Raw genomic sequence first — 18992 nt, 5'->3', positions numbered from 1 at the left:
GAGGATGAGGCGGTGCGTGGGGACCACGCACCCTACCGCGCGGTAGGGTGCGTGCTGGCAGGCACCGTCACTCATCCTCCTCCGCGTCCAGCAGCTCCATGTTGAGGCCCAGACCCCGGACCTCCTTGACCAGCACGTTGAACGATTCCGGCACGCCGGCCTCGAAGTTGTCCTCGCCCTTGACGATCGACTCGTAGACCTTGGTGCGGCCGGCGACGTCGTCCGACTTGACCGTGAGCATCTCCTGCAGGGTGTAGGCGGCGCCGTAGGCTTCGAGCGCCCAGACCTCCATCTCACCCAGACGCTGACCGCCGAACTGCGCCTTGCCGCCCAGCGGCTGCTGGGTGACGAGGCTGTAGGGCCCGGTCGAACGCGCGTGCATCTTGTCGTCGACAAGGTGGTGCAGCTTCAGGATGTACTTCACCCCCACCGTCACCGGGCGGGTGAACTGCTCGCCGGTGCGGCCGTCGAAGACGATCGACTGGCCCGAGGCATCGAAGCCCGCCCGCGTCAGCGCGTCGTTCACGTCCGCCTCCTTGGCGCCGTCGAAGACCGGCGTGGCGATCGGAACCCCGCCGCGCACCGCCTCGGCGTGCTCGACCAGGTCCTCGTCGGTCATGTCACCGAACTCGGACGCGAAGGTCTCGTCGCCATAGCCGATCCGCATGGCTTCCCGGACCGGGGTCAGGTCGCCCTTGTCGCGGAACTCCTGCAGCGCCTCGTCGATGCGGATGCCGAGGCCGCGCGCGGCCCAGCCCATGTGCGTCTCGAGGATCTGGCCGACGTTCATCCGCGACGGCACGCCGAGCGGGTTCAGCACCAGGTCGACCGGGGTCCCGTCGGCGAGGAAGGGCATGTCCTCCATCGGAACGACCTTGGACACGACGCCCTTGTTGCCGTGACGACCGGCCATCTTGTCCCCGGCCTGAAGCTTGCGCTTCACCGCCACGAACACCTTGACCATCTTCATCACGCCGGGGGGCAGGTCGTCGCCCTGACGGACCTTCTCGACCTTGTCGTCGAACCGGGCCTCGAGCGCCTTCTTCTGGACGTTGAACTGGTCCTGCAGCGCCTCGACCTCGCGGGCCGCGGCCTCGTCGGCCAGCGCGAGCTGGAACCACTGGCCCCGCGACAAGCTGCCCAGCAGATCGTCGTCGATCACGCTGTTGGCCTTGACGCCCTTCGGCCCCTTGACCGCGGTCTGACCCGAGATCAGCGACTTGAGGCGGGCGTAGATGTTGCGCTCGAGGATCGCCTGCTCGTCGTCGCGGTCGCGCGACAGGCGTTCGATCTCTTCACGCTCGATCTGGATCGCGCGCTCGTCCTTGTCGACGCCGTGCCGGTTGAACACCCGCACCTCGACGATCGTGCCATAGGCGCCCGGCGGCAGCCGCAGCGAGGTGTCGCGCACGTCGCTCGCCTTTTCGCCGAAGATGGCGCGCAGCAGCTTTTCCTCGGGCGTCATCGGGCTTTCGCCCTTGGGGGTGATCTTGCCCACAAGGATGTCGCCCGGGCCGACCTCGGCGCCGATGTAGACGATGCCCGCCTCGTCGAGGTTGCGCAGCGCCTCTTCACCCACGTTCGGGATGTCGCGGGTGATTTCTTCCGGCCCCAGCTTGGTGTCGCGGGCCGCCACTTCGTATTCGTCGATGTGGATCGAGGTGAACACGTCGTCGCGGTGGATCCGCTCCGAGATCAGGATCGAGTCCTCGTAGTTGTAGCCGTTCCACGGCATGAACGCGACGACCACGTTCCGGCCGATGGCCAGCTCGCCCTGGTCGGTCGAGGGACCGTCGGCGATGACCTGGCCCTTCTGGACCTTGTCACCGACCTTGATCAGCGGCCGCTGGTTGATGGTCGAGGACTGGTTCGAGCGCTTGAACTTGCGCAGCCGATAGATGTCCACGCCCGCGTCGCCGGCGCCGAGATCCTCGGTCGCGCGGACGACGATCCGGCTCGCGTCCACCTGGTCGATCACGCCTCCGCGGCGGGCCATGATGGCCGCGCCCGAGTCGCGCGCGACCGTGGCTTCCATCCCGGTGCCGACGAACGGCGCCTCGGCCCGCAGCAGCGGAACCGCCTGACGCTGCATGTTCGACCCCATCAGCGCGCGGTTGGCGTCATCGTTCTCGAGGAACGGAATCAGCGCCGCGGCGACCGAGACGAGCTGCTTCGGCGACACGTCGATCATGTCGATCGCATCCACCGGGTTCAGGGTGAAGTCGCCCGCCTGCCGGGTCGAGATCAGCTCCTGGGTGAAGCGGCCCTCGTCGTCCAGCTCGGCGTTCGCCTGGGCGATGGTGTGGCGCATCTCCTCGGTGGCCGAGATGTACTGCACCTCGTCGGTCACCTTGCCGTCGACCACCTTGCGGTAGGGGGTCTCGATGAAGCCGTACTTGTTCACCCGCGCATAGGTGGCGAGCGAGTTGATCAGGCCGATGTTCTGGCCTTCCGGCGTCTCGATCGGGCACATCCGGCCGTAGTGGGTCGGGTGCACGTCGCGGACCTCGAAGCCGGCGCGCTCACGGGTCAGACCGCCCGGCCCGAGCGCCGAGAGGCGGCGCTTGTGCGTCACTTCTGACAGCGGGTTGGTCTGGTCCATGAACTGGCTGAGCTGCGACGAGCCGAAGAACTCGCGCACCGCGGCGGCCGCGGGCTTGGCGTTGATCAGGTCCTGCGGCATCACGGTGTCGATCTCGACGCCCGACATCCGCTCGCGGATCGCCCGCTCCATCCGCAGCAGGCCGATGCGGTACTGGTTCTCCATCAGCTCGCCGACCGAGCGCACCCGGCGGTTGCCGAGGTGGTCGATGTCGTCGATCTCGCCCTTGCCGTCGCGCAGTTCCACCAGCCCGCGGACGCAGGCGATGATGTCCTCGTGGCGCAGCGTGCGCTGGGTGTCCGGCGCATCGAGGTCGAGGCGCATGTTCATCTTGACCCGGCCCACGGCGGACAGGTCATAGCGCTCGCTGTCGAAGAACAGCGAGTTGAACAGCACGCTCGCCGCCTCGACGGTCGGCGGCTCGCCCGGACGCATGACCCGGTAGATGTCCATGAGCGCGCCGTCGCGGTTCATGTTCTTGTCGGCCGCCATGGTGTTGCGGATGTAGGGGCCGACGTTGACGTGGTCGATGTCCAGCACCGGAATGTCGGTGATGTTGTTGTCGAGCAGCGTCTTGAGCGTCCCGCCGGTCAGCTCGGTGCCGTCCTTGGAGTATTCCGCGGTGATCTCGTCGCCGGCTTCGGCGTAGATCAGGCCGGTCTCTTCGTTGATGATGTCATGGGCGACGTAGCGGCCCACGATCCGCTCGAACGGGACCAGCAGGTTGGTGACCTCGCCCGATTCCAGCAGCTTCTTGACCAGCCGCGGGGTGACCTTGTCGCCGGCCTTGGTGATGACCTCGCCAGTGTCAGCGTTGACCAGGTCATAGCTCGGCCGGGTGCCGCGCACGCGCTCGGGGAAGAACCGCGTGACCCAGGCGCCGGCCTCGCCTTTCTTGCCCTTCTTGAGCTTGTAGGTGACCGTCTCGTAGAACGACGACATGATCGCGTCCTGGTCCATGCCGAGCGCATAGAGCAGCGTCGTCACCGGCAGCTTGCGGCGCCGGTCGATGCGCGCGAACACGAGGTCCTTGGCGTCGAATTCGAAGTCGAGCCACGAGCCGCGGTAGGGGATGATCCGGCAGGCGAACAGCAGCTTGCCCGAGGAATGGGTCTTGCCGCGGTCGTGGTCGAAGAACACGCCCGGCGAGCGGTGCATCTGGCTGACGACGACCCGCTCGGTCCCGTTCACGATGAACGTGCCGTTCTGGGTCATCAGGGGCATGTCGCCCATGTAGACGTCCTGCTCCTTGATGTCCTTGACGGCGCGGGTGCCCGAGTTCTCGTCGACATCGAACACGATCAGGCGCAGCGTCACCTTGAGCGGCGCGGCATAGGTCATGTCGCGCTGCTGGCACTCGTCGACGTCGTATTTCGGCTTCTCGAGCTCGTATTTCACGAACTCGAGCGTCGCGGTCTCGTTGAAGTCCTTGATCGGGAACACCGACTGGAACACCCCCTGGATGCCCTCGCCGTCGTTGTGGCCGGTGCCTTCGCCCGAGTTGAGGAACAGGTCGTAGGACGCCTTCTGAACCTCGATGAGGTTCGGCATCTCAAGAACTTCGCGAATGTTGCCGTAATAGCGCCGGATGCGCTTCTGACCGACGTAAGCTTGCGCCATGAGGTCCAAATGCCTTTCGTCATCGCGCGCGGGGGATCGTCGGGGCCCGATCCGCGGCGCGCTTGCGAACATCAGGGGGTGCGGCTCAATTCGTGCCGGGCGTCCCACCGCCCCGCTCCCGAACCGCGAACTAGCCCTGAGGGAAACTCGACGCCCCTAGATGGGCACTGATCGAGCGTCCTTCAAGACGGGTTCGGCAGGGACCGGGAAAACCCGGACCCTGCCTGCGAAAAGCGCAATCCCGTGGGGGATTACTTCAGCTCGACCTTGGCGCCAGCCGCTTCGAGCTTCTTCTTCATTTCTTCGGCGTCGGCTTTCGAGGCGCCCTCTTTCACCTTGCCGCCGGCTTCGACCAGGTCCTTGGCCTCTTTCAGGCCCAGACCGGTGATGCCGCGCACTTCCTTGATCACGTTGATCTTGTTGGCGCCGGCGTCGGTCAGGACGACGTCGAATTCGGTCTTCTCTTCCTCGGCGGGGGCGGCAGCGCCCGCGGCCGGGCCGGCCATCATGACGGCGCCACCGGCGGCCGGCTCGATGCCGTATTCGTCCTTCAGGATGGTCTTCAGTTCCTGCGCTTCCAGCAGGGTCAGACCAACGATTTGTTCGGCGAGTTGCTTCAGATCAGCCATTGTTCCGTTCTTTCCAGATGTTGTTCCAACGTCGCGGCATCATGCCGCCCGACGGGACGGGATTGCCTCAGGCAGCCTCACGCTCTTCGAGCGTGGTGAGGATGCCCGCGATGTTGCTGGCAGGTGCGCCGATCGCGCCCGCGATGTTCGAAGCAGGGGCGCCGATGGCGGCCACGATCGAAGCGATAAGCTCCTCGCGCGACGGCATCTGGGCCACGGCTTTCACACCGGCCGGGTCAAGGGCCGCGCCGCCCATCGCCCCGCCAAGGATCACGAACTTGTCGTTCGACTTGGCATAGGCGTCCGCAACCTTGGCCGCAGCCACGGGGTCGTCGGAGAAAGCGAGCACGGTCATGCCCGTCAGGTAGTCGGCGATCGAAGCCGCCGGCTTCCCTTCCAGGGCGATCTTGGCGAGCCTGTTCTTGGCAACGCGGACAGCACCCCCCGCTTCGCGCATCTGCGCGCGCAGGGTCTGCATTTCGGCAACCGTCATCCCCTCGTAGCGGGCAACCACCACGACGCCAGAGCTTTCAAAGATCTGGCCGAGTTCCTCGACCACCTGTTCTTTTTGGGCTCTATCCACGGTTCACTCCACATTGGGGGTTTCCCCCCGGCTCTCTTGTCCATGCCGCCAACCGGCGGCACGGGCGGGTCCGCACACGATGGACCCGAGATCGCCCGAAAGGTGGAACCTCACGGAATAACTCGAACTTCCATCTCGGGAAGGACTTAGCGGCGCCAGGCGCCCGCCCTCCGTCTCGGACAGACACCCCGAATCGCTGATCCAGGGTGAAGCCGGCCTGATACAAAGACCAGGGCCGGATGGCAAGGGCGGCCGGGCCGGACGCAGGGTCGCGTCCGGTGCCGGCCGCCCGGGTTGGGCTCAGGCCTGGGTGGCCGAGGTCAGGTCCAGCGACACGCCCGGACCCATGGTCGAGCTAATCGAGACCTTCTTGAGATAGGTGCCCTTGGCCCCCGACGGCTTGGCGCGGTTCACGGCCTCGACGAAGGCGCGGATGTTCTGCGCCAGCTTCTCGGGCTCGAACGAGGCCTTGCCGACGCCGGCGTGCACGACGCCCGCCTTCTCGGCCTTGAACTGGACCTCACCGCCCTTGGCGGCCTCGACGGCCGTCTTGACGTCCATGGTCACGGTGCCGACCTTGGGGTTCGGCATCAGGTTGCGCGGCCCGAGGATCTTCCCCAGCCGGCCGACCAGCGGCATCATGTCCGGCGTCGCGATGACCCGGTCGAAGTCCAGGTTGCCCCCCTGGATGCTTTCCACCAGATCCTCGGCGCCCACGACTTCGGCGCCGGCGGCCTTGGCCTCGTCAGCCTTCGGACCACGGGCGAACACGGCGACGCGGACGTCCTTGCCGGTGCCGTTGGGCAGCTGGACCACGCCGCGGACCATCTGGTCGGCATGGCGCGGGTCGACGCCCAGGTTCATCGCGATCTCGACCGTCTCGTCGAACTTGGCGGTGGCGTTGGCCTTGACCAGCGCGATCGCCTCTTCGACGGGCAGGTAGGTCTTGCCCTCGAAGGCGGCGCGGGCGGCGGCTTTCTTCTTTGCGATCTTGGCCATCTGGATCAGCCCTTCACTTCGATGCCGATGGAGCGGGCCGAGCCGAGGACGATCTGCATCGCGGCCTCGATGTCGTTGGCCGACAGGTCCTTCATCTTGGCTTCGGCGATCTCGCGGACCTGCTTGGCGGTCACGGTGCCGGCGGTCGCACGGCCGGGCTTTTCCGAGCCCTTGGCGCGGCTGCGCTTGCCGACCGGCTTCAGCCCCGCGGCCTTCTTGAGCAGGAACGACGCCGGCGGCGTCTTGGTCTCGAAGGTGAACGACTTGTCCGCGTAGTAGGTGATGACTACCGGCGTCGGGGCGCCCGGCTCCATCTCCTGCGTGCGGGCGTTGAACGCCTTGCAGAATTCCATGATGTTGATCCCGCGCTGACCCAGCGCCGGACCGACGGGCGGGGAGGGGTTCGCCTGACCCGCCTTGATTTGCAGCTTGAGGCTGCCGACGACTTTCTTGGCCATCTGGCCTTCTCCTTTTCATCACGCCCCGCGAGGGGCCGATATAGCGGTGCGGCTCACGCCTCCCGCCGTCACATCACGCGGTCTTGGCGACCTGCGTGAATTCCAGCTCGACCGGCGTCGGCCGGCCGAAGATCGAGACGGTAACCTTGATGCGGCTCGACACGTCGTCGACCTCTTCGACCATGCCCGAGAAGCCCTCGAACGGGCCGTCGGTCACGTTGACCTTCTCGCCGACCTCGAAGCGGATCAGGTTGCGCGGCGCCACCTCGGCCCCGCCCTGCCCGCTGCGGCTCAGCATCGCGTTCACCTCGTCGTCGCGCATCGGCATCGGCTTGCCCTGCACGCCGAGGAACCCGGTGACGCGGTTGATCGAGTTCACCAGGTGATAGGTCTTGTCCGAGAGATCCATGTGGACGAGCACGTAGCCCGGCATGAAGCGCCGCTCGGAGGTCACCTTCTTGCCGCGGCGGATCTCGATCACGTCCTCGGTCGGGACCACGACCTCGTCGATTTCATCCTCGAGGCCCTTTTCGGCCACCGCCTGCCGGATCGCCTCGGCGACCTTCTTTTCAAAGTTCGACAGGACGCTGACCGAATACCACCGCTTTGCCATCGCCTGAGACGTCCCCTGCTGTTCTGATTCGCGCCACCCTGGTGCGGCGCATGGCCCGAAAACTCAAACGGCGCGCATACCGAATCGATGCACGCCGATCTGCCGGGCAAGGTCGGGCGGACATATCGCCGCCCCGTCCGGATTGCAAGCCACCACGCGCCGGGCATGGACGCGCGGCGGACGCGCGATCAGCTGACCGCCTGCAGCACCATCGTCAGGCCGCCGCGGATCAGCAGGTCCACGACGAAGAAGAACAGGCTGAACACCGTCGCCATGATGAACACCATGATCGTGGTGGTCGTCACCTCGCGGCGGTTCGGCCAGATGATCTTGGCCGCCTCGGCGCGCACCTGGCTGATGAACTGGGTCGGGCTGGCCATCTCGGCTCCTTCGGGCTGCAGCGGTGCAGATAGGCCCCCGGCCCCGCAAAGGCAAGGCCGGAGGGGCGGGAGGCGGGGGGAGGGGCGTTATGGTCTGGCCGTCTTGCGTGGGGGACGGTGTGGAGCGCTGGGAGCCCTTCATCCCCCCTTGCGATGGTTACCGGGCCGGCTCTGGGGCTTGGCCCTGTCGCTACCGGCGGGGGTCGTCAGAGCCGCGCCTCTCGCAAACCCTCCGTCTCCGACCCAACCCGGCTCACACCGGCGCCAGCACCCCGGCGAGCGCATCGGCCAGTGACGTCCCCTCGAGCCGCGCGGCGGTCGCGTCGCGCACCGCTATCAGCACCGGCCGGATCTCGCACGTCTCGATCGAGCGGCAGTCGGGACAGGGCCGGAACGCCGTCTGGCTGGCGCAGGGCGCGAGCGCGAGCGGTCCGTCGATCGCCCGCAGCACCTCGGCAAAGCTGATCTCGGCCGCCGGCTTGGCGAGCACATAGCCGCCCGACGGCCCGCGCTTGCCGACCACCAGCGCCCTCGCCTTGAGCTGCGCCATGATCTGTTCGAGGAACTTGCGCGGAATCGCCTCGGCCTGGGCGATCTCGGCGGCCGTGGTGCTGCCGGTCTGGCGCGCCAGATACAGCATCGCGTGCAGGGCGTGGCGGGACCGCTGGGAAAGCATCCCTAGGCTGTAGGCCCCTCGCCTCTTCCGTGCAAGGCGCTGAGCGGGCGGGGTGGTTGGGGCGGGCGAGCCGTGCCGGCGGTCGCGCCTCCCCGTCGACCAGCGCGCGGGGTGAGGCTTTCTCTCCTCGGCCTCGGCCTCGGCCTTGGCCTTGATACGTCCGCCGTTGATCGCGAACGTGCCGCGTCCGGTTGAGGGCGCGAGACGTTTTCGGTCGAGGGGCGCGAGGCGATCTTGGTCGCCTTGGGCTCGGACCGGTCGCCCTTCTTCCTCATCCATTGCAGATGGCTGGGGCCGGCACCCTCTCGGCGGTCCGGTTCAGCGGCTGTGGACGGGAGTGGCCGTGCGGCGGGCGCAGGCGCTGCGAGGTGGAAGCGCATCCGCAGGGATAATGGCCTGCCCCTGCTCTCACGCGCAGCGTCGCACGCCGCCGAGCGCCTCCGGCGCAGAACTGGCTGCTCCGTCATACGTGGTGCTGCACGTTCGAGCGTTTTTGCATCACATTCTCACCGTTTGGCCGCTCGCGGATAGCGCGAGGAACTGTGCGCCCTGAGCGGCACGGTTTCACCCGCCGATCCCGGCGAACTCAGCCTCCCCGTTAGCCCGCCCCCGCCCCGCGCGACACCTCCCCCGTGACCACCCCGGTTCGGCCCTTCCCCCGCCTCACCCGCCGGGCCGGCACCCCGATCACTTCGACCCCGTCGAGTCCCGCAAGGCGGGAGAGGTCTTCGGCATGGGCCGCCGCCACGCGCGCCACCGCCGCGGGCGGGGCGAATTGCGGCGGAGGGGCTCCACGGCGGCGCGGGAACTGCGCCTTGGCGGCGCGGGCCACCGCGGCGAGGTCGGCGTCGGGGTCGCTCTCGTGGCGGCGGCGGATCTCGTCCCAGGCCTCCTGCGAGAGGCCGACGATGGCGCGGCGCGGGTTGGGCGCATGCGCCGCCAGCGCCTCGGGCAGCATCGCGCGCAGCACCTCGGGCCGGGCGCGCGGATAGTCCTCGTGGCGCCACACGACCAGCCGTGCCACGCCGCGCACCGACAGCAGCCGCTCGGCGAGGCCAGACCACGACAGCGCCGCCGGGTCGAAGCCCCCGACATAATCCGCGAACTCGGTCTCGTGCCCGCCCACGACCTGCATCGAAAAGGCCGAGCCGAGAAACGACAGCGGATCGCGGACCGCGAGGCAGACCACCGCCGGCCGCCGCCGCGCGATGTTGCAGAGGCGGTCCATCCGCCGCTCGGCCTCGGGGTAGATCAGCCCGCCCTCGCCCATCAGCGCCCCCCGCCGCAGCGAGCCGAGGGCGTTCTCCTCGGACAGCAGCAGCGACGGCCAGACCTCGGCCGCGCGGTCCATCCAGCGCCGCCACGGCCCGCGCCGCCTCGCCGCCTTCGGCCCGTTGTCGAGCGACAGGTCAAGCCGGCCCGATCCCCGCCGCAAGGTGACGGGGTCGAGATACAGGATGCCTTCGCGGACCATCGCCCCGGTCAGGGCGCGCAGCGTCTGTTGCAGGTGGGTGCTGGCCGTCTTGTGCGCGCCGATGTGGAGGGTGAGGGCCATGCGGCGCACTCCTCTGGGCGGCTGGCCCCCGGGCGGTTGGCCTCAGGGCGGCTGGCAGGGGTTGGGGGACTCGAACCCACGACCCTCGGTTTTGGAGACCGATGCTCTACCAACTGAGCTAAACCCCTAGGCCGGGCCTCCGATTACGGCATGACCGCCCGCAGCGCAAGGGCCGAGCGACGACCGCGACGACTTGGCCCGCCCGACCCCTCCGCTGCCGCGACGTTCGTCAGCGCCGGAAGCGGATGTTGCACTTCTTGCGGGCGTTGGCCTGCTCGATCGCCTGCATCTCGCCCTTGAGACGCGCCACTTCGGCCGCCCCGGCGCCGTCGCCCTTGATCATGAACAGCGCCGGCCAGAACAGCACCGTGGCCACCCCGACGGCCACCGCGTCGTCGTTGGCCTTCTTGTCCTGCGCCGCACTCGCCTGCGCGGCCCGGTTGGCGACCGTCTGCGCCTCTTCGGCCAGCTGCGGACAGGAGAGATTCGCATACATCCCGGGCGAGACGTAGCTGGCGCCGATCTGGTCGGACTTGTCGGCACAGGCGGCGAGCGCCGCGCAACAGGCCATCACGCCTGCGGCGCGGGGAAGACGAGAAAACACCGGACATACTCCCTGATTGATCCGCCGCCGGTTATGGCAACGAACCATGAACATCCGCTTAACCCGCCCATAGGCTCAGCGCGGAAGTTCCAGAGGGTTTTATCGACCGCCGCTCAGGTCGCCGCCGCGGCCATCGGCGCGCCATCGGGCCCGGCCGCCTCGTCGCCCTCGACATCCGCCGCCAGGAATCCGCCCGACTGCCGCGCCCACAGCCGGGCATAAAGCCCGCCCTGCGCCAGCAATTCGGCGTGCGTGCCCTGCTCGACGATCCGCCCGGCATCCATCACCACCAGCCGGTCCATCGCCGCGATGGTCGAGAGCCGGTGGGCGATGGCGATCACCGTCTTGCCGGCCATCAGCCGCTCGAGCTGGGTCTGGATCGCGGCCTCGACCTCGCTGTCGAGCGCGCTCGTCGCCTCGTCCAGCACGAGGATCGGCGCGTTCTTCAGCGCCACGCGGGCGATGGCGATGCGCTGGCGCTGGCCGCCCGAGAGCTTTACCCCCCGCTCGCCGACATGGGCCTCGAACCCCCGCCGCCCCTCGCTGTCGGCAAGGCCGGGGATGAACCCGAGTGCCTCGGCCGAGCCGGCGGCGGCGGCGATCTCGGCCTCGGTCGCCTCGGGGCGGCCATAGGCGATGTTGTCGCCGACCGACCGGTGCAGCAGGCTCGAATCCTGCGTCACCACCCCGATCGCCGCCCGCAGACTGTCCTGCGTCACCTGCGAGACGTCCTGCCCGTCGATCAGGATGCGCCCCGATTCGACGTCGTGGAACCGCAGCAGCAGGTTCACCAGCGTGGACTTGCCCGCGCCCGAGCGCCCGACCAGCCCGATCCGCTCGCCCGGCCGGATGGCGAGCGTCAGCCGGTCGAGCACCGCCATCGGCCGCGCCGCCGGATCGGCGTCGTAACGGAAGGTGACGTCCTCGAACCGCACCGCCCCCTCGGTCACCGCCAGCGGCCGCGCGCCGGGCGCGTCGGTGATGATCCGCGGCAGGGCGAGGCTGCCGATCCCGTCGCGCACCGTGCCGACGTTCTCGAAGAGGGCCGCGAATTCCCAGATGATCCAGTGGCTCATGTTGTTGAGCCGCATCGCCAGCGGCACCGCCACGGCCACCGCGCCGATGGCGACGTCACCGCGGCTCCACAGCCACAGGCTCAGCCCGGTGACCGAGCCGACCAGCGCGGCATTGAGCAGATTCAGGGTGATGTCCTGCGCCGCCGCGATCCGCATCTGCCGGTGCACGGTGCCGAGGAACTGGTCCATCGACTGCCGGGCGTGCGCCTCTTCCCGCGCGGCGTGGCTGAAGAGCTTGACGGTGGCAATGTTGGTGTAGGCGTCGACGATGCGCCCGGTCATGCCGGCCCGCGCCCCGGCCTGCGCCTCGGCCGCGCGCCCGAGCCGCGGGATCACCAGCCGCAGAAGCGTCGCATAGCCCAGCGCCCAGGCGACGAAGGGCAGCGCCAGCCGCCAGTCCTGCTGCGCGGCCACCACCAGCGCGCCGGTGAAATAGACGAGCACGTAGACGGCGACGTCCATGACCTTCATCGCCACCTCGCGCACGGCGAGGGCGGTCTGCATCAGCCGCGTGGCGATCCGCCCGGCAAACTCGTCCTGAAAGAACCCGACCGACTGCCGCAACAGATAGCGGTGCGCCTGCCAGCGGATGCGCTGGGGAAAGTTGCCGAGCAGCGTCTGGTGCATCAGCAGCGCCGAGAAGATGTTCAGCGCCGGCAGGATCAGCAGCAGCAGCACCGCCATGCGAATGAGCCGCGGCCCTTCGGCGGCCCAGAAGGCGTCGCGCCCCGTCTCGGACAGCCGGTTTACCAGGTCGCCGAGATAGCCGAACAGCACCACCTCGCCGGCCGCGATCAGCCCCGAGCCGATCGCCAGCAGCACCAGCCACGGCAGCGCGCCGCGTGAGTAGTGCAGGACAAAGGCCACGAGGCCCCGCGGCGGCATCTGCGGCGGGTCGTGCGGATAGGGGTCAAGCTGGCGCTCGAACCAGGCAAACATCGCGTTCCCCTTGCAGACCGGACCCCGGACGGGTCGCCCCCGGGGCGGCGAAAGTCAAGTCGACCGGGGGACGGGACGGAACGCGCGGCCCGGCCGCGGGTTGGGTGCCCGGACACGCCCCCTGCGGCAGGGGGCACTCAGGGAAAGGACTTCACGATGGCTGCGATCAAGAACCTCAAGGACCTCTATCTCGACGGCGTCAAGGACCTGTACTCGGCCTGCAAGCAGGCGGTGCCGGTCACCGAAGAGCTGGCGGCGGCGGCGAAGAACGCGGACCTGAAGCAGGCGCTCGAGGCGTCGGCCAAGGGCACCCGCGACGGCATGGCGCAGATGGAGAAGCTGGCCAGGTCGCACGGCGAGGACGCCTCGGGCGAGCACTGCAAGGGGATGGAGGGGCTGGTGACCGAGGCCCGCAAGCACGCGCTCGAGGCCGAGTTCGCCGACGACGAGGTGCAGGACGCGGCGATCATCGCGCAGTACCAGCGCCTCGCCCATTACGCGATCACCGGCTACGGGACGCTGAAGGCGTGGGCCAAGCGGCTCGACCTCGCTGAGGATGCGAAGGTGCTGGATGAGTGCACCGCCTCGACCTACGAGGGCGACGAGGACATGACCAAGATCGCGGTCAAGGGTGGGGTCAACAAGGCCGCGCTGTAAGGGCTTTGTCGGTCTAGTGAGGACGGGCGCCTGCGAGGGCGCCCGTTTTTCGTTGCGGCGGACGGACGGCCTCTCAGGCGCAGAGGCGCACGGCGTTCGCCTCGTGCCGCCGCACCATCTGCCGGGCCTTGTGGCCGGTTGCAAAGGGACGCGCTGCGGCGGGCGGCGCGACACAGTCGCCCGCCCCCGCGGCGAAGGCCGGGAACAGCGCCGCGAACTCCGCCAGTGCCGCGGGTGAGAGCGCCCGCAGCCCCTCGGGGCCGGGATAGAAGGACTCGGTCTCGGCCCCGTTCGAGGTCAGGATCTCGTGGCGGTCGAAGACCAGATGGAAGTAGGTCACCCCGTTCAGGTCCGAGGCGACCGAGATGCCCGGGTGACCGAGCAGCTGGTACGCGGCCACCAGCACCTCGTCCGCGTCGAACATCCGCCGCGCGATGCGCGAGCGCACCAGCACCCGATGCTGCGGTGAGACGACCAGGTCATGAGACGGCACCCCCTGCCCCAGCACGTCCTTGCCGATGCGGATCGGCTGCAACGCAGGGGTGCGGCGCAGCTGTCCCGGGCTGACCGCCGCCACCAGCGCCAGCCGCAGGGGGACGAGGCCATGGTCGCGGGTCTGGACGAGATCGCCGGGCTTGAGCGTCTCGACCGGCCGCGCGCCGCGATCGGGCAACAGCAGGGTCCCGGCTGCGAAGCACGGAGTCAGCGAGGCGGGGAAGAACGGATGGAAGTGGCTGGTACCGCCCTTGTACTCGGCGGTGAAGCTCCGGACGGTGACCGGCTCGAGGGTGATGAGATAGGCATCCCGGCTCGACTCGATCCCGCGCCCGTCCACGGCAAAGGCAACCGTCGGATCGGGGTTCGCCACGCCGTTGGCGGTGTAGTCCACGTCGAAGGTGCCGAGATAGCCCGCGTTGGTGCTGAGGTTGAAGCTGCTGTTGTACTGGTGGAGCGCGATCCGCAGTTCGTCGCCGTCGACCTGGTTCGGCGCGCCATCCGCCTCGTCGATGATGACGAGGTCGTAGCCCGTCGGATGGGTGGCGTTGAATTCGGCCTGCGTGCCGAACCACACATCCACCCTGGTCGAGGTCTGCGTGGTCCATGTCGTGGTGGTGCCGTTGGGTCGGGTGATGTGGGTGAGGTACCAGGTGACTTCGATGGCCATGTCGCACGCTCCAGCCGCGGTCTGAGACACACTCAACAAATGATGTGCGCCGTGTGACGTAGCGTCAAAAGCTGATAACGATCGCTGGAAGCGCGGGAGCATTTTGCAACTTGGCCGGGCGAAACTGACCGGGTGGGTCGCAGCGGCGGCAACCCGAAGTTGCAGTCCGACTCAGGCATAGGATTGCGCGGGCAGGTGTGGCCAGACACGGAGGCCGAATCACGCGCCGGCGGCGATTCGTTTCGCCCACGCCGCGCCAAGTCGCCGACAGTATCAATGACGCGCCACCGCGCTGTTCAAAGGTGCCGCGCCTCGGGGGCGGGGTTGAACCAGTCGTCGGCGGCCCCGTTCATTGTCCGCACCGGGGCCGCGACCAGCGCCTCGACCGGCACATCGTCCAGCGCCGCGACCGAGACCATCGCCACCGCCCCGCCCATCTCGGCTATGGTGCCCGTGGTCCAGAGCCTCGTCCCGCAGCGGGCACAGAAGACATGGTGCAGGTCCATCGGCGCGGCCCCGTCCGCCGCGGAGCGCAGCGGCGTTTCGGCCAGCGCCTCGGCGCCGGACAAGACGTGCAGCCCGGCCGGGTCGGGCAGCGGCATCTCCCAATAGCGCATCTTGCGGCAGAACGAGCAGTTGCAGCGGCTCGTCCCCGCCGACAGGTCGCCCTCGGCGGTGAAGCGCACCGCGCCGCAGTAGCAACTGCCGTGATAGGTGGTCACGAGGTCGCCTCGGGCGTGTGGCACACCGCCTCGACATTGTTGCCGTCGGGGTCGAGCACGAAGGCGCCGTAGTAGTGCGGGTGATACTCGGGCCGCGGCCCCGGCGCGACATTGTCGGTGCCCCCGGCGGCCAGCGCGGCGGCGTGGAAGGCGTCCACCGTGGCGCGGTCCCGGGCCGCGAAGGCGACGTGGACGCCGGTGGTCGCGGGTTTCCCCGACGAGATCCAGAAATCGGGCGACTCGGGCGTCCCGAAGCCCAGATGGGCGCCATGGCCGCCGGTCATCGCGTCGGTGACCTCAATCTGCACGGCCGCCCCCAGGGGCGCGAGCGCAGCCTCATAGAACGCCCGCGACCGGGCGAGGTCGGCGACGGCGAGTCCGAGATGGTCGATCATGCTCTGTCCTTTCGTGAGCGGGTCGGACGCCAGACTAGCCCCGCCCTGCTGCCAGATCGTGGCAGCAGGCCGTCATGCGGCCCCGATCCGCGCCAGCGCCTCGACGTCGCCCTGCGCCAGCGCATCCGTGGCCGCGGCGATCCGCTCGACCGGCCAGTCCCACCAGCCCAGCGCCATCAGCCGGGCCACCTCGCCCGGCGGGAACCGGATCCGCAGCACCCGCGCCGGGTTGCCCGCGACCACCGCATAGTCCGGCACCGTGCCACCCACGACCGCGCCCGCGCCCACGATCACCCCGCTGCCGATCCGGGCGCCGGGCAGGATCACCGCCCCGTCGCCCAGCCACACGTCGTGGCCGATCTCGGTGTCCGGCAGGCCGGTGATCTGCTCGATATACGCCCCGACCCGCGCCGGGTCGAAGATGGCGAACGGATAGGTCGAGATCCCCGCCATCGGGTGATTGGCGCTCGCCGTGATGATCCGCACCCGGTCGGCGATCTGGCAGAACCGGCCGATCCGCAGCCGCTCGGGTGCGCCGGGATAGGTGTAGGGCGCCAGCCGCGCCGCCCAGTCCGCGGGGGGATCGAAGCTGCTGGCATAGGTGAAATCGCCCACCTCGATGTTCGGATGGTCGATGGCGCGGGCGAGATGGACGAGCCCCCGGTTCTCCCGCCCGTCCGCGAACCGCATCGGGTAGAGCGCGGCGGCGTCAAGGAACCCGGCCGGCCGCACGACGCTCAGCCCTCGGCCAGCTGCCGGGCGATGGCGGCCATCTCGGCTTCAGGCAGGCGCGGCGGGACCGCGTAGCTGCCCGGCCCATCCGCGAGATAGGCCGCCGAGGTCACGTCATGGACGTCGTGCATCGGCACCACATGGGCATGGGCGTGGGGCACGTGGACGCCGGTGAAGAACAGCGCCACCCGCTCGACCGCGTAGAGCCGCTTCTGCCGCCGCGAGATCTCCTGCGCCACGGTCAGCACCTTGGCGGCCAGCGGCGCGGGCACGTCCTCGAACCAGACATGGTGGGCGCGCGGGATTACCAGCGTGTGGCCGGGGCGGATCGGGTGCAGGTCGAGGAACGCCAGCGTGTCCGCGTCCTCATGGACGACGTGGGCGGGCAACTCGCCCGCGGCGATGCGGCAGAACAGGCAGTCGGTCATGGCGGTCCTCCTGCGGGGGAGGATGCGGGTCGGGGGAATGGGTGGCAAGGGGCCAGCCCATGCGGGTCGGAGCCAGCCAAGGTGTGTGTCGCCGCACCGTCATCCCACGATCAGCGGCGTCCTAACCTCGCTGTAATGGGTGCCGGACAGCTTCCGGGCCGCGCGCACAGCCCGATAGACGAGCCCCTCAGCCTCCGCGTCGATGAGCCGGTGCGGATGGGCGTCGCGCAGCGGTGCGATGGCGAGCGTATAGGCGATGGGACCGGCAAGTCGCAGGACGGCCCGCTTCCCCATACCGTGCCTCTCGGGGACATAGCTGTCGATATTGCGCAGCACCGAGTTGACGACGGCTTCGAGGAAAGGATGCCCCGCCGCCGCGATGACATGCCATTGTTGGAGCTCGCCGCCCGGAAGATGGGCCAGTGCGTCATGACGGCCAAACCGTGCCAGCCGGCCTGTCCAGTGCGACAGCAGGTAGCCGGCGTCGTGCGGAACGACCTCGGACAGGGGTCTGCGGCAATCGGACTTCATGTCCAGATACACCCCGCCCAACCGGTAGAGGCACAGATAGCGGAAGAAATCCGCCCGCGCGGCGCCATAGGCGGGGCTGATCCGCTCATATTGTCGCAGCATGTCCATGCCGTAGGCGTCGCGGATGAGATCGGTGGCGGTGTCGTCGCGCCAGAGCCTGTGCACGTGGTCGGGATTCCGCGCCGCCAGCGACTCCGCCATGGCGCCGAGTTGCGCAGGAACCTCGGGCCCGAGGTACACTTGGTGGATGAGGCGGGGGATCTCCGCCGACGTGGCCCAGCGGGGCGTCGTCAGCGGCCGCGGCCGGGCGAGCAATTCGGCGGCCGCAGCGGGGCGATAGAGCTCCCACGCCCGGGCGCGGCCGCGCGAGACCGACACCGCGCCATGTGGCTCGGCTGTCGCAAACAGACCCTCGGGCGCGCGCAATGCGATGCGGCCTTCCGTGCGCGCCGCCGCCTCGAGGTCCAGGTGCACCGGACTGTCGCCGGTCGCGTCGGGGCGCCATGCGACCACACGGCCCTCGCGAAGCGAAAAGATCGCAGGTGCGGCCTCGTCTGGCGGGGCATGGGTCAGCAGGCCCTGCGGGGTGACCGAGAGTAGCGTGCGCCAGTGGGTCTCGAGTGTGAACAGGGACGGCAGCATGGTCTCGGTCGACTTGTCCGGCACGATCGCCGCGCAATCCGTCCTAGCGGCAGCGGTCGGCCCGCTTCAACCGGAAACCCTTCGGCCCCGCAGCGCGCTGCAATGAAAAACCCGCCCCCTTTCGGGAGCGGGCTTTCGTCTGGTTGGCTCGGCGTAGGGTGCGTGCTTGCACGTACCCCGACCCGCGACCCTTACGCGAGGATCTTCGAGACCACGCCGGCGCCGACGGTGCGGCCGCCTTCGCGGATGGCGAAGCGCAGTTTCTCTTCCATCGCGATCGGCGCGATCAGCTCGACCTCGAACTTCAGGTTGTCGCCCGGCATCACCATCTCGGTGCCTTCCGGCAGCTTGACGGTCCCGGTCACATCCGTGGTCCGGAAGTAGAACTGCGGGCGGTAGTTCGCGAAGAACGGCGTGTGACGGCCGCCCTCTTCCTTGGTCAGGATGTAGGCCTCGGCCTCGAACTTCGTGTGCGGCTTCACCGAGCCGGGCTTGCACAGCACCTGGCCCCGCTCGACGCCGTCACGGTCCACGCCGCGCAGCAGCGCGCCGATGTTGTCGCCCGCCTCGCCGCGGTCCAGCAGCTTGCGGAACATCTCGACGCCCGTGCAGGTCGTCTTCTTGGTCGGGCGGATGCCCACGATCTCAAGTTCGTCGCCCACGTTCACCGCGCCACGCTCGACACGGCCGGTCACGACCGTGCCGCGGCCCGAGATCGAGAACACGTCCTCGATCGGCATCAGGAACGGCTGGTCCACGGCGCGCTCGGGCGTCGGGATGTACTCGTCCACCGCCTTGATCAGCGCCCGGATCGAGTTCTCGCCGATCTCGGGATCACGGCCTTCCAGGGCGGCCAGCGCCGAGCCCTTGATGATCGGAATGTCGTCGCCAGGATAGTCGTACGACGACAGCAGCTCGCGCACTTCCATCTCGACCAGCTCGAGCAGCTCTTCGTCGTCCACCTGGTCGACCTTGTTCAGGTACAC

Annotated in this window: 19 protein-coding genes and 1 tRNA gene; 1 reads left to right on the top strand and 19 read right to left on the bottom strand. The window is 68.8% G+C overall.

Annotation, left to right across the window (positions count from 1 at the left end; genetic code table 11):
• Positions 1–67 precede the first annotated feature (67 nt).
• The 12 genes from rpoB to BLW17_RS16985 all read right to left on the bottom strand — a co-directional run bounded on the left by rpoB (position 68) and on the right by BLW17_RS16985 (position 12734).
• Positions 68–4222: a DNA-directed RNA polymerase subunit beta gene (gene rpoB, locus BLW17_RS17040; protein WP_036732065.1), complete on the bottom strand. Its 4155-nt coding sequence runs from the start codon at positions 4220–4222 to the stop codon at positions 68–70.
• A gap of 251 nt (positions 4223–4473) precedes the next feature.
• A complete protein-coding gene (gene rplL / locus BLW17_RS17035) occupies positions 4474–4851 on the bottom strand; it encodes a 50S ribosomal protein L7/L12 (RefSeq protein ID WP_036703039.1) in 378 nt (125 codons plus the stop codon).
• Between the two features lie 67 nt (positions 4852–4918).
• The gene (gene rplJ / locus BLW17_RS17030) at positions 4919–5434 is read right to left on the bottom strand and encodes a 50S ribosomal protein L10 (RefSeq protein WP_036703043.1); all 516 of its coding nucleotides are present in this window, start codon (positions 5432–5434) and stop codon (positions 4919–4921) included.
• A 300-nt stretch (positions 5435–5734) separates the two neighbouring features.
• Entirely contained in the window at positions 5735–6433 is a 699-nt protein-coding gene (gene rplA / locus BLW17_RS17025; protein ID WP_036703045.1) for a 50S ribosomal protein L1, read from the bottom strand.
• A gap of 5 nt (positions 6434–6438) precedes the next feature.
• Positions 6439–6891: a 50S ribosomal protein L11 gene (rplK, locus tag BLW17_RS17020; protein ID WP_036732067.1), complete on the bottom strand. Its 453-nt coding sequence runs from the start codon at positions 6889–6891 to the stop codon at positions 6439–6441.
• A gap of 73 nt (positions 6892–6964) precedes the next feature.
• Positions 6965–7504 (bottom strand): transcription termination/antitermination protein NusG, encoded by a 540-nt coding sequence (nusG, locus tag BLW17_RS17015; protein ID WP_036732069.1) that lies wholly within the window; start codon positions 7502–7504, stop codon positions 6965–6967.
• A 188-nt stretch (positions 7505–7692) separates the two neighbouring features.
• Positions 7693–7884 carry a preprotein translocase subunit SecE gene (secE, locus tag BLW17_RS17010; protein ID WP_036703048.1) on the bottom strand — a complete coding sequence of 64 codons (192 nt, stop codon included), beginning with the start codon at positions 7882–7884 and terminating at the stop codon, positions 7693–7695.
• Between the two features lie 253 nt (positions 7885–8137).
• Positions 8138–8560 carry an RrF2 family transcriptional regulator gene (locus BLW17_RS17005; protein WP_036703049.1) on the bottom strand — a complete coding sequence of 141 codons (423 nt, stop codon included), beginning with the start codon at positions 8558–8560 and terminating at the stop codon, positions 8138–8140.
• Positions 8561–9158: 598 nt separating this feature from the next.
• Positions 9159–10115: a hypothetical protein gene (locus BLW17_RS17000; RefSeq protein ID WP_074827101.1), complete on the bottom strand. Its 957-nt coding sequence runs from the start codon at positions 10113–10115 to the stop codon at positions 9159–9161.
• 52 nt (positions 10116–10167) lie between these two features.
• Positions 10168–10243, bottom strand: a tRNA-Trp gene (locus BLW17_RS16995).
• A gap of 101 nt (positions 10244–10344) precedes the next feature.
• Positions 10345–10719, bottom strand: a complete 375-nt coding sequence (locus BLW17_RS16990) for a hypothetical protein (RefSeq protein ID WP_197059052.1) — start codon at positions 10717–10719, stop codon at positions 10345–10347.
• Positions 10720–10832: 113 nt separating this feature from the next.
• Positions 10833–12734, bottom strand: a complete 1902-nt coding sequence (locus BLW17_RS16985; RefSeq protein ID WP_052176516.1) for an ABC transporter ATP-binding protein — start codon at positions 12732–12734, stop codon at positions 10833–10835.
• 156 nt (positions 12735–12890) lie between these two features.
• Between BLW17_RS16985 and BLW17_RS16980 the strand changes: the two genes are divergently transcribed.
• Positions 12891–13391 carry a DUF892 family protein gene (locus BLW17_RS16980; protein ID WP_036735093.1) on the top strand — a complete coding sequence of 167 codons (501 nt, stop codon included), beginning with the start codon at positions 12891–12893 and terminating at the stop codon, positions 13389–13391.
• Positions 13392–13464: 73 nt separating this feature from the next.
• Here BLW17_RS16980 and BLW17_RS17530 read toward each other — a convergent pair whose 3' ends face one another.
• The 7 genes from BLW17_RS17530 to BLW17_RS16945 form a co-directional block, all read right to left on the bottom strand.
• On the bottom strand, positions 13465–14556 hold the full coding sequence (locus BLW17_RS17530) for a Hint domain-containing protein (RefSeq protein ID WP_081969191.1): 1092 nt from the start codon (positions 14554–14556) through the stop codon (positions 13465–13467).
• A 296-nt stretch (positions 14557–14852) separates the two neighbouring features.
• Positions 14853–15278: a GFA family protein gene (locus BLW17_RS16970; RefSeq protein WP_036735095.1), complete on the bottom strand. Its 426-nt coding sequence runs from the start codon at positions 15276–15278 to the stop codon at positions 14853–14855.
• Entirely contained in the window at positions 15275–15673 is a 399-nt protein-coding gene (locus BLW17_RS16965) for a VOC family protein (RefSeq protein WP_036735096.1), read from the bottom strand. Before BLW17_RS16965 ends, BLW17_RS16970 begins: the two co-directional genes overlap by 4 nt.
• Positions 15674–15745: 72 nt before the next feature.
• Positions 15746–16363, bottom strand: coding sequence for a CatB-related O-acetyltransferase (locus BLW17_RS16960; protein ID WP_052176518.1), 618 nt, complete (start codon positions 16361–16363; stop codon positions 15746–15748).
• Positions 16364–16410: 47 nt separating this feature from the next.
• Entirely contained in the window at positions 16411–16833 is a 423-nt protein-coding gene (locus tag BLW17_RS16955) for an HIT family protein (protein ID WP_036735099.1), read from the bottom strand.
• 99 nt (positions 16834–16932) lie between these two features.
• Positions 16933–18030 (bottom strand): glycosyltransferase family 32 protein, encoded by a 1098-nt coding sequence (locus tag BLW17_RS16950; RefSeq protein ID WP_052176517.1) that lies wholly within the window; start codon positions 18028–18030, stop codon positions 16933–16935.
• 167 nt (positions 18031–18197) lie between these two features.
• The coding region (locus BLW17_RS16945; protein ID WP_074827098.1) for an elongation factor Tu at positions 18198–18992 on the bottom strand (795 nt) is incomplete at its 5' end.

The organism is Paracoccus sanguinis, assembly GCF_900106665.1.
Taxonomy (GTDB): domain Bacteria; phylum Pseudomonadota; class Alphaproteobacteria; order Rhodobacterales; family Rhodobacteraceae; genus Paracoccus; species Paracoccus panacisoli.
This window is presented reverse-complemented; position numbering and strand designations above follow the sequence as displayed.

Coding starts and splice junctions, on each gene's coding strand:
- nusG (WP_036732069.1), bottom strand. CDS start 7,504: ATGGCAAAGCGGTGGTATTCGGTCAGCGTCCTGTCGAACTTTGAAAAG.
- rpoB (WP_036732065.1), bottom strand. CDS start 4,222: ATGGCGCAAGCTTACGTCGGTCAGAAGCGCATCCGGCGCTATTACGGC.
- BLW17_RS16985 (WP_052176516.1), bottom strand. CDS start 12,734: ATGTTTGCCTGGTTCGAGCGCCAGCTTGACCCCTATCCGCACGACCCG.
- BLW17_RS16960 (WP_052176518.1), bottom strand. CDS start 16,363: ATGCGGTTCGCGGACGGGCGGGAGAACCGGGGGCTCGTCCATCTCGCC.
- BLW17_RS16965 (WP_036735096.1), bottom strand. CDS start 15,673: ATGATCGACCATCTCGGACTCGCCGTCGCCGACCTCGCCCGGTCGCGG.
- rplK (WP_036732067.1), bottom strand. CDS start 6,891: ATGGCCAAGAAAGTCGTCGGCAGCCTCAAGCTGCAAATCAAGGCGGGT.
- rplA (WP_036703045.1), bottom strand. CDS start 6,433: ATGGCCAAGATCGCAAAGAAGAAAGCCGCCGCCCGCGCCGCCTTCGAG.
- secE (WP_036703048.1), bottom strand. CDS start 7,884: ATGGCCAGCCCGACCCAGTTCATCAGCCAGGTGCGCGCCGAGGCGGCC.
- BLW17_RS17005 (WP_036703049.1), bottom strand. CDS start 8,560: ATGCTTTCCCAGCGGTCCCGCCACGCCCTGCACGCGATGCTGTATCTG.
- rplL (WP_036703039.1), bottom strand. CDS start 4,851: ATGGCTGATCTGAAGCAACTCGCCGAACAAATCGTTGGTCTGACCCTG.
- BLW17_RS16980 (WP_036735093.1), top strand. CDS start 12,891: ATGGCTGCGATCAAGAACCTCAAGGACCTCTATCTCGACGGCGTCAAG.
- BLW17_RS16955 (WP_036735099.1), bottom strand. CDS start 16,833: ATGACCGACTGCCTGTTCTGCCGCATCGCCGCGGGCGAGTTGCCCGCC.
- BLW17_RS17000 (WP_074827101.1), bottom strand. CDS start 10,115: ATGGCCCTCACCCTCCACATCGGCGCGCACAAGACGGCCAGCACCCAC.
- BLW17_RS17530 (WP_081969191.1), bottom strand. CDS start 14,556: ATGGCCATCGAAGTCACCTGGTACCTCACCCACATCACCCGACCCAAC.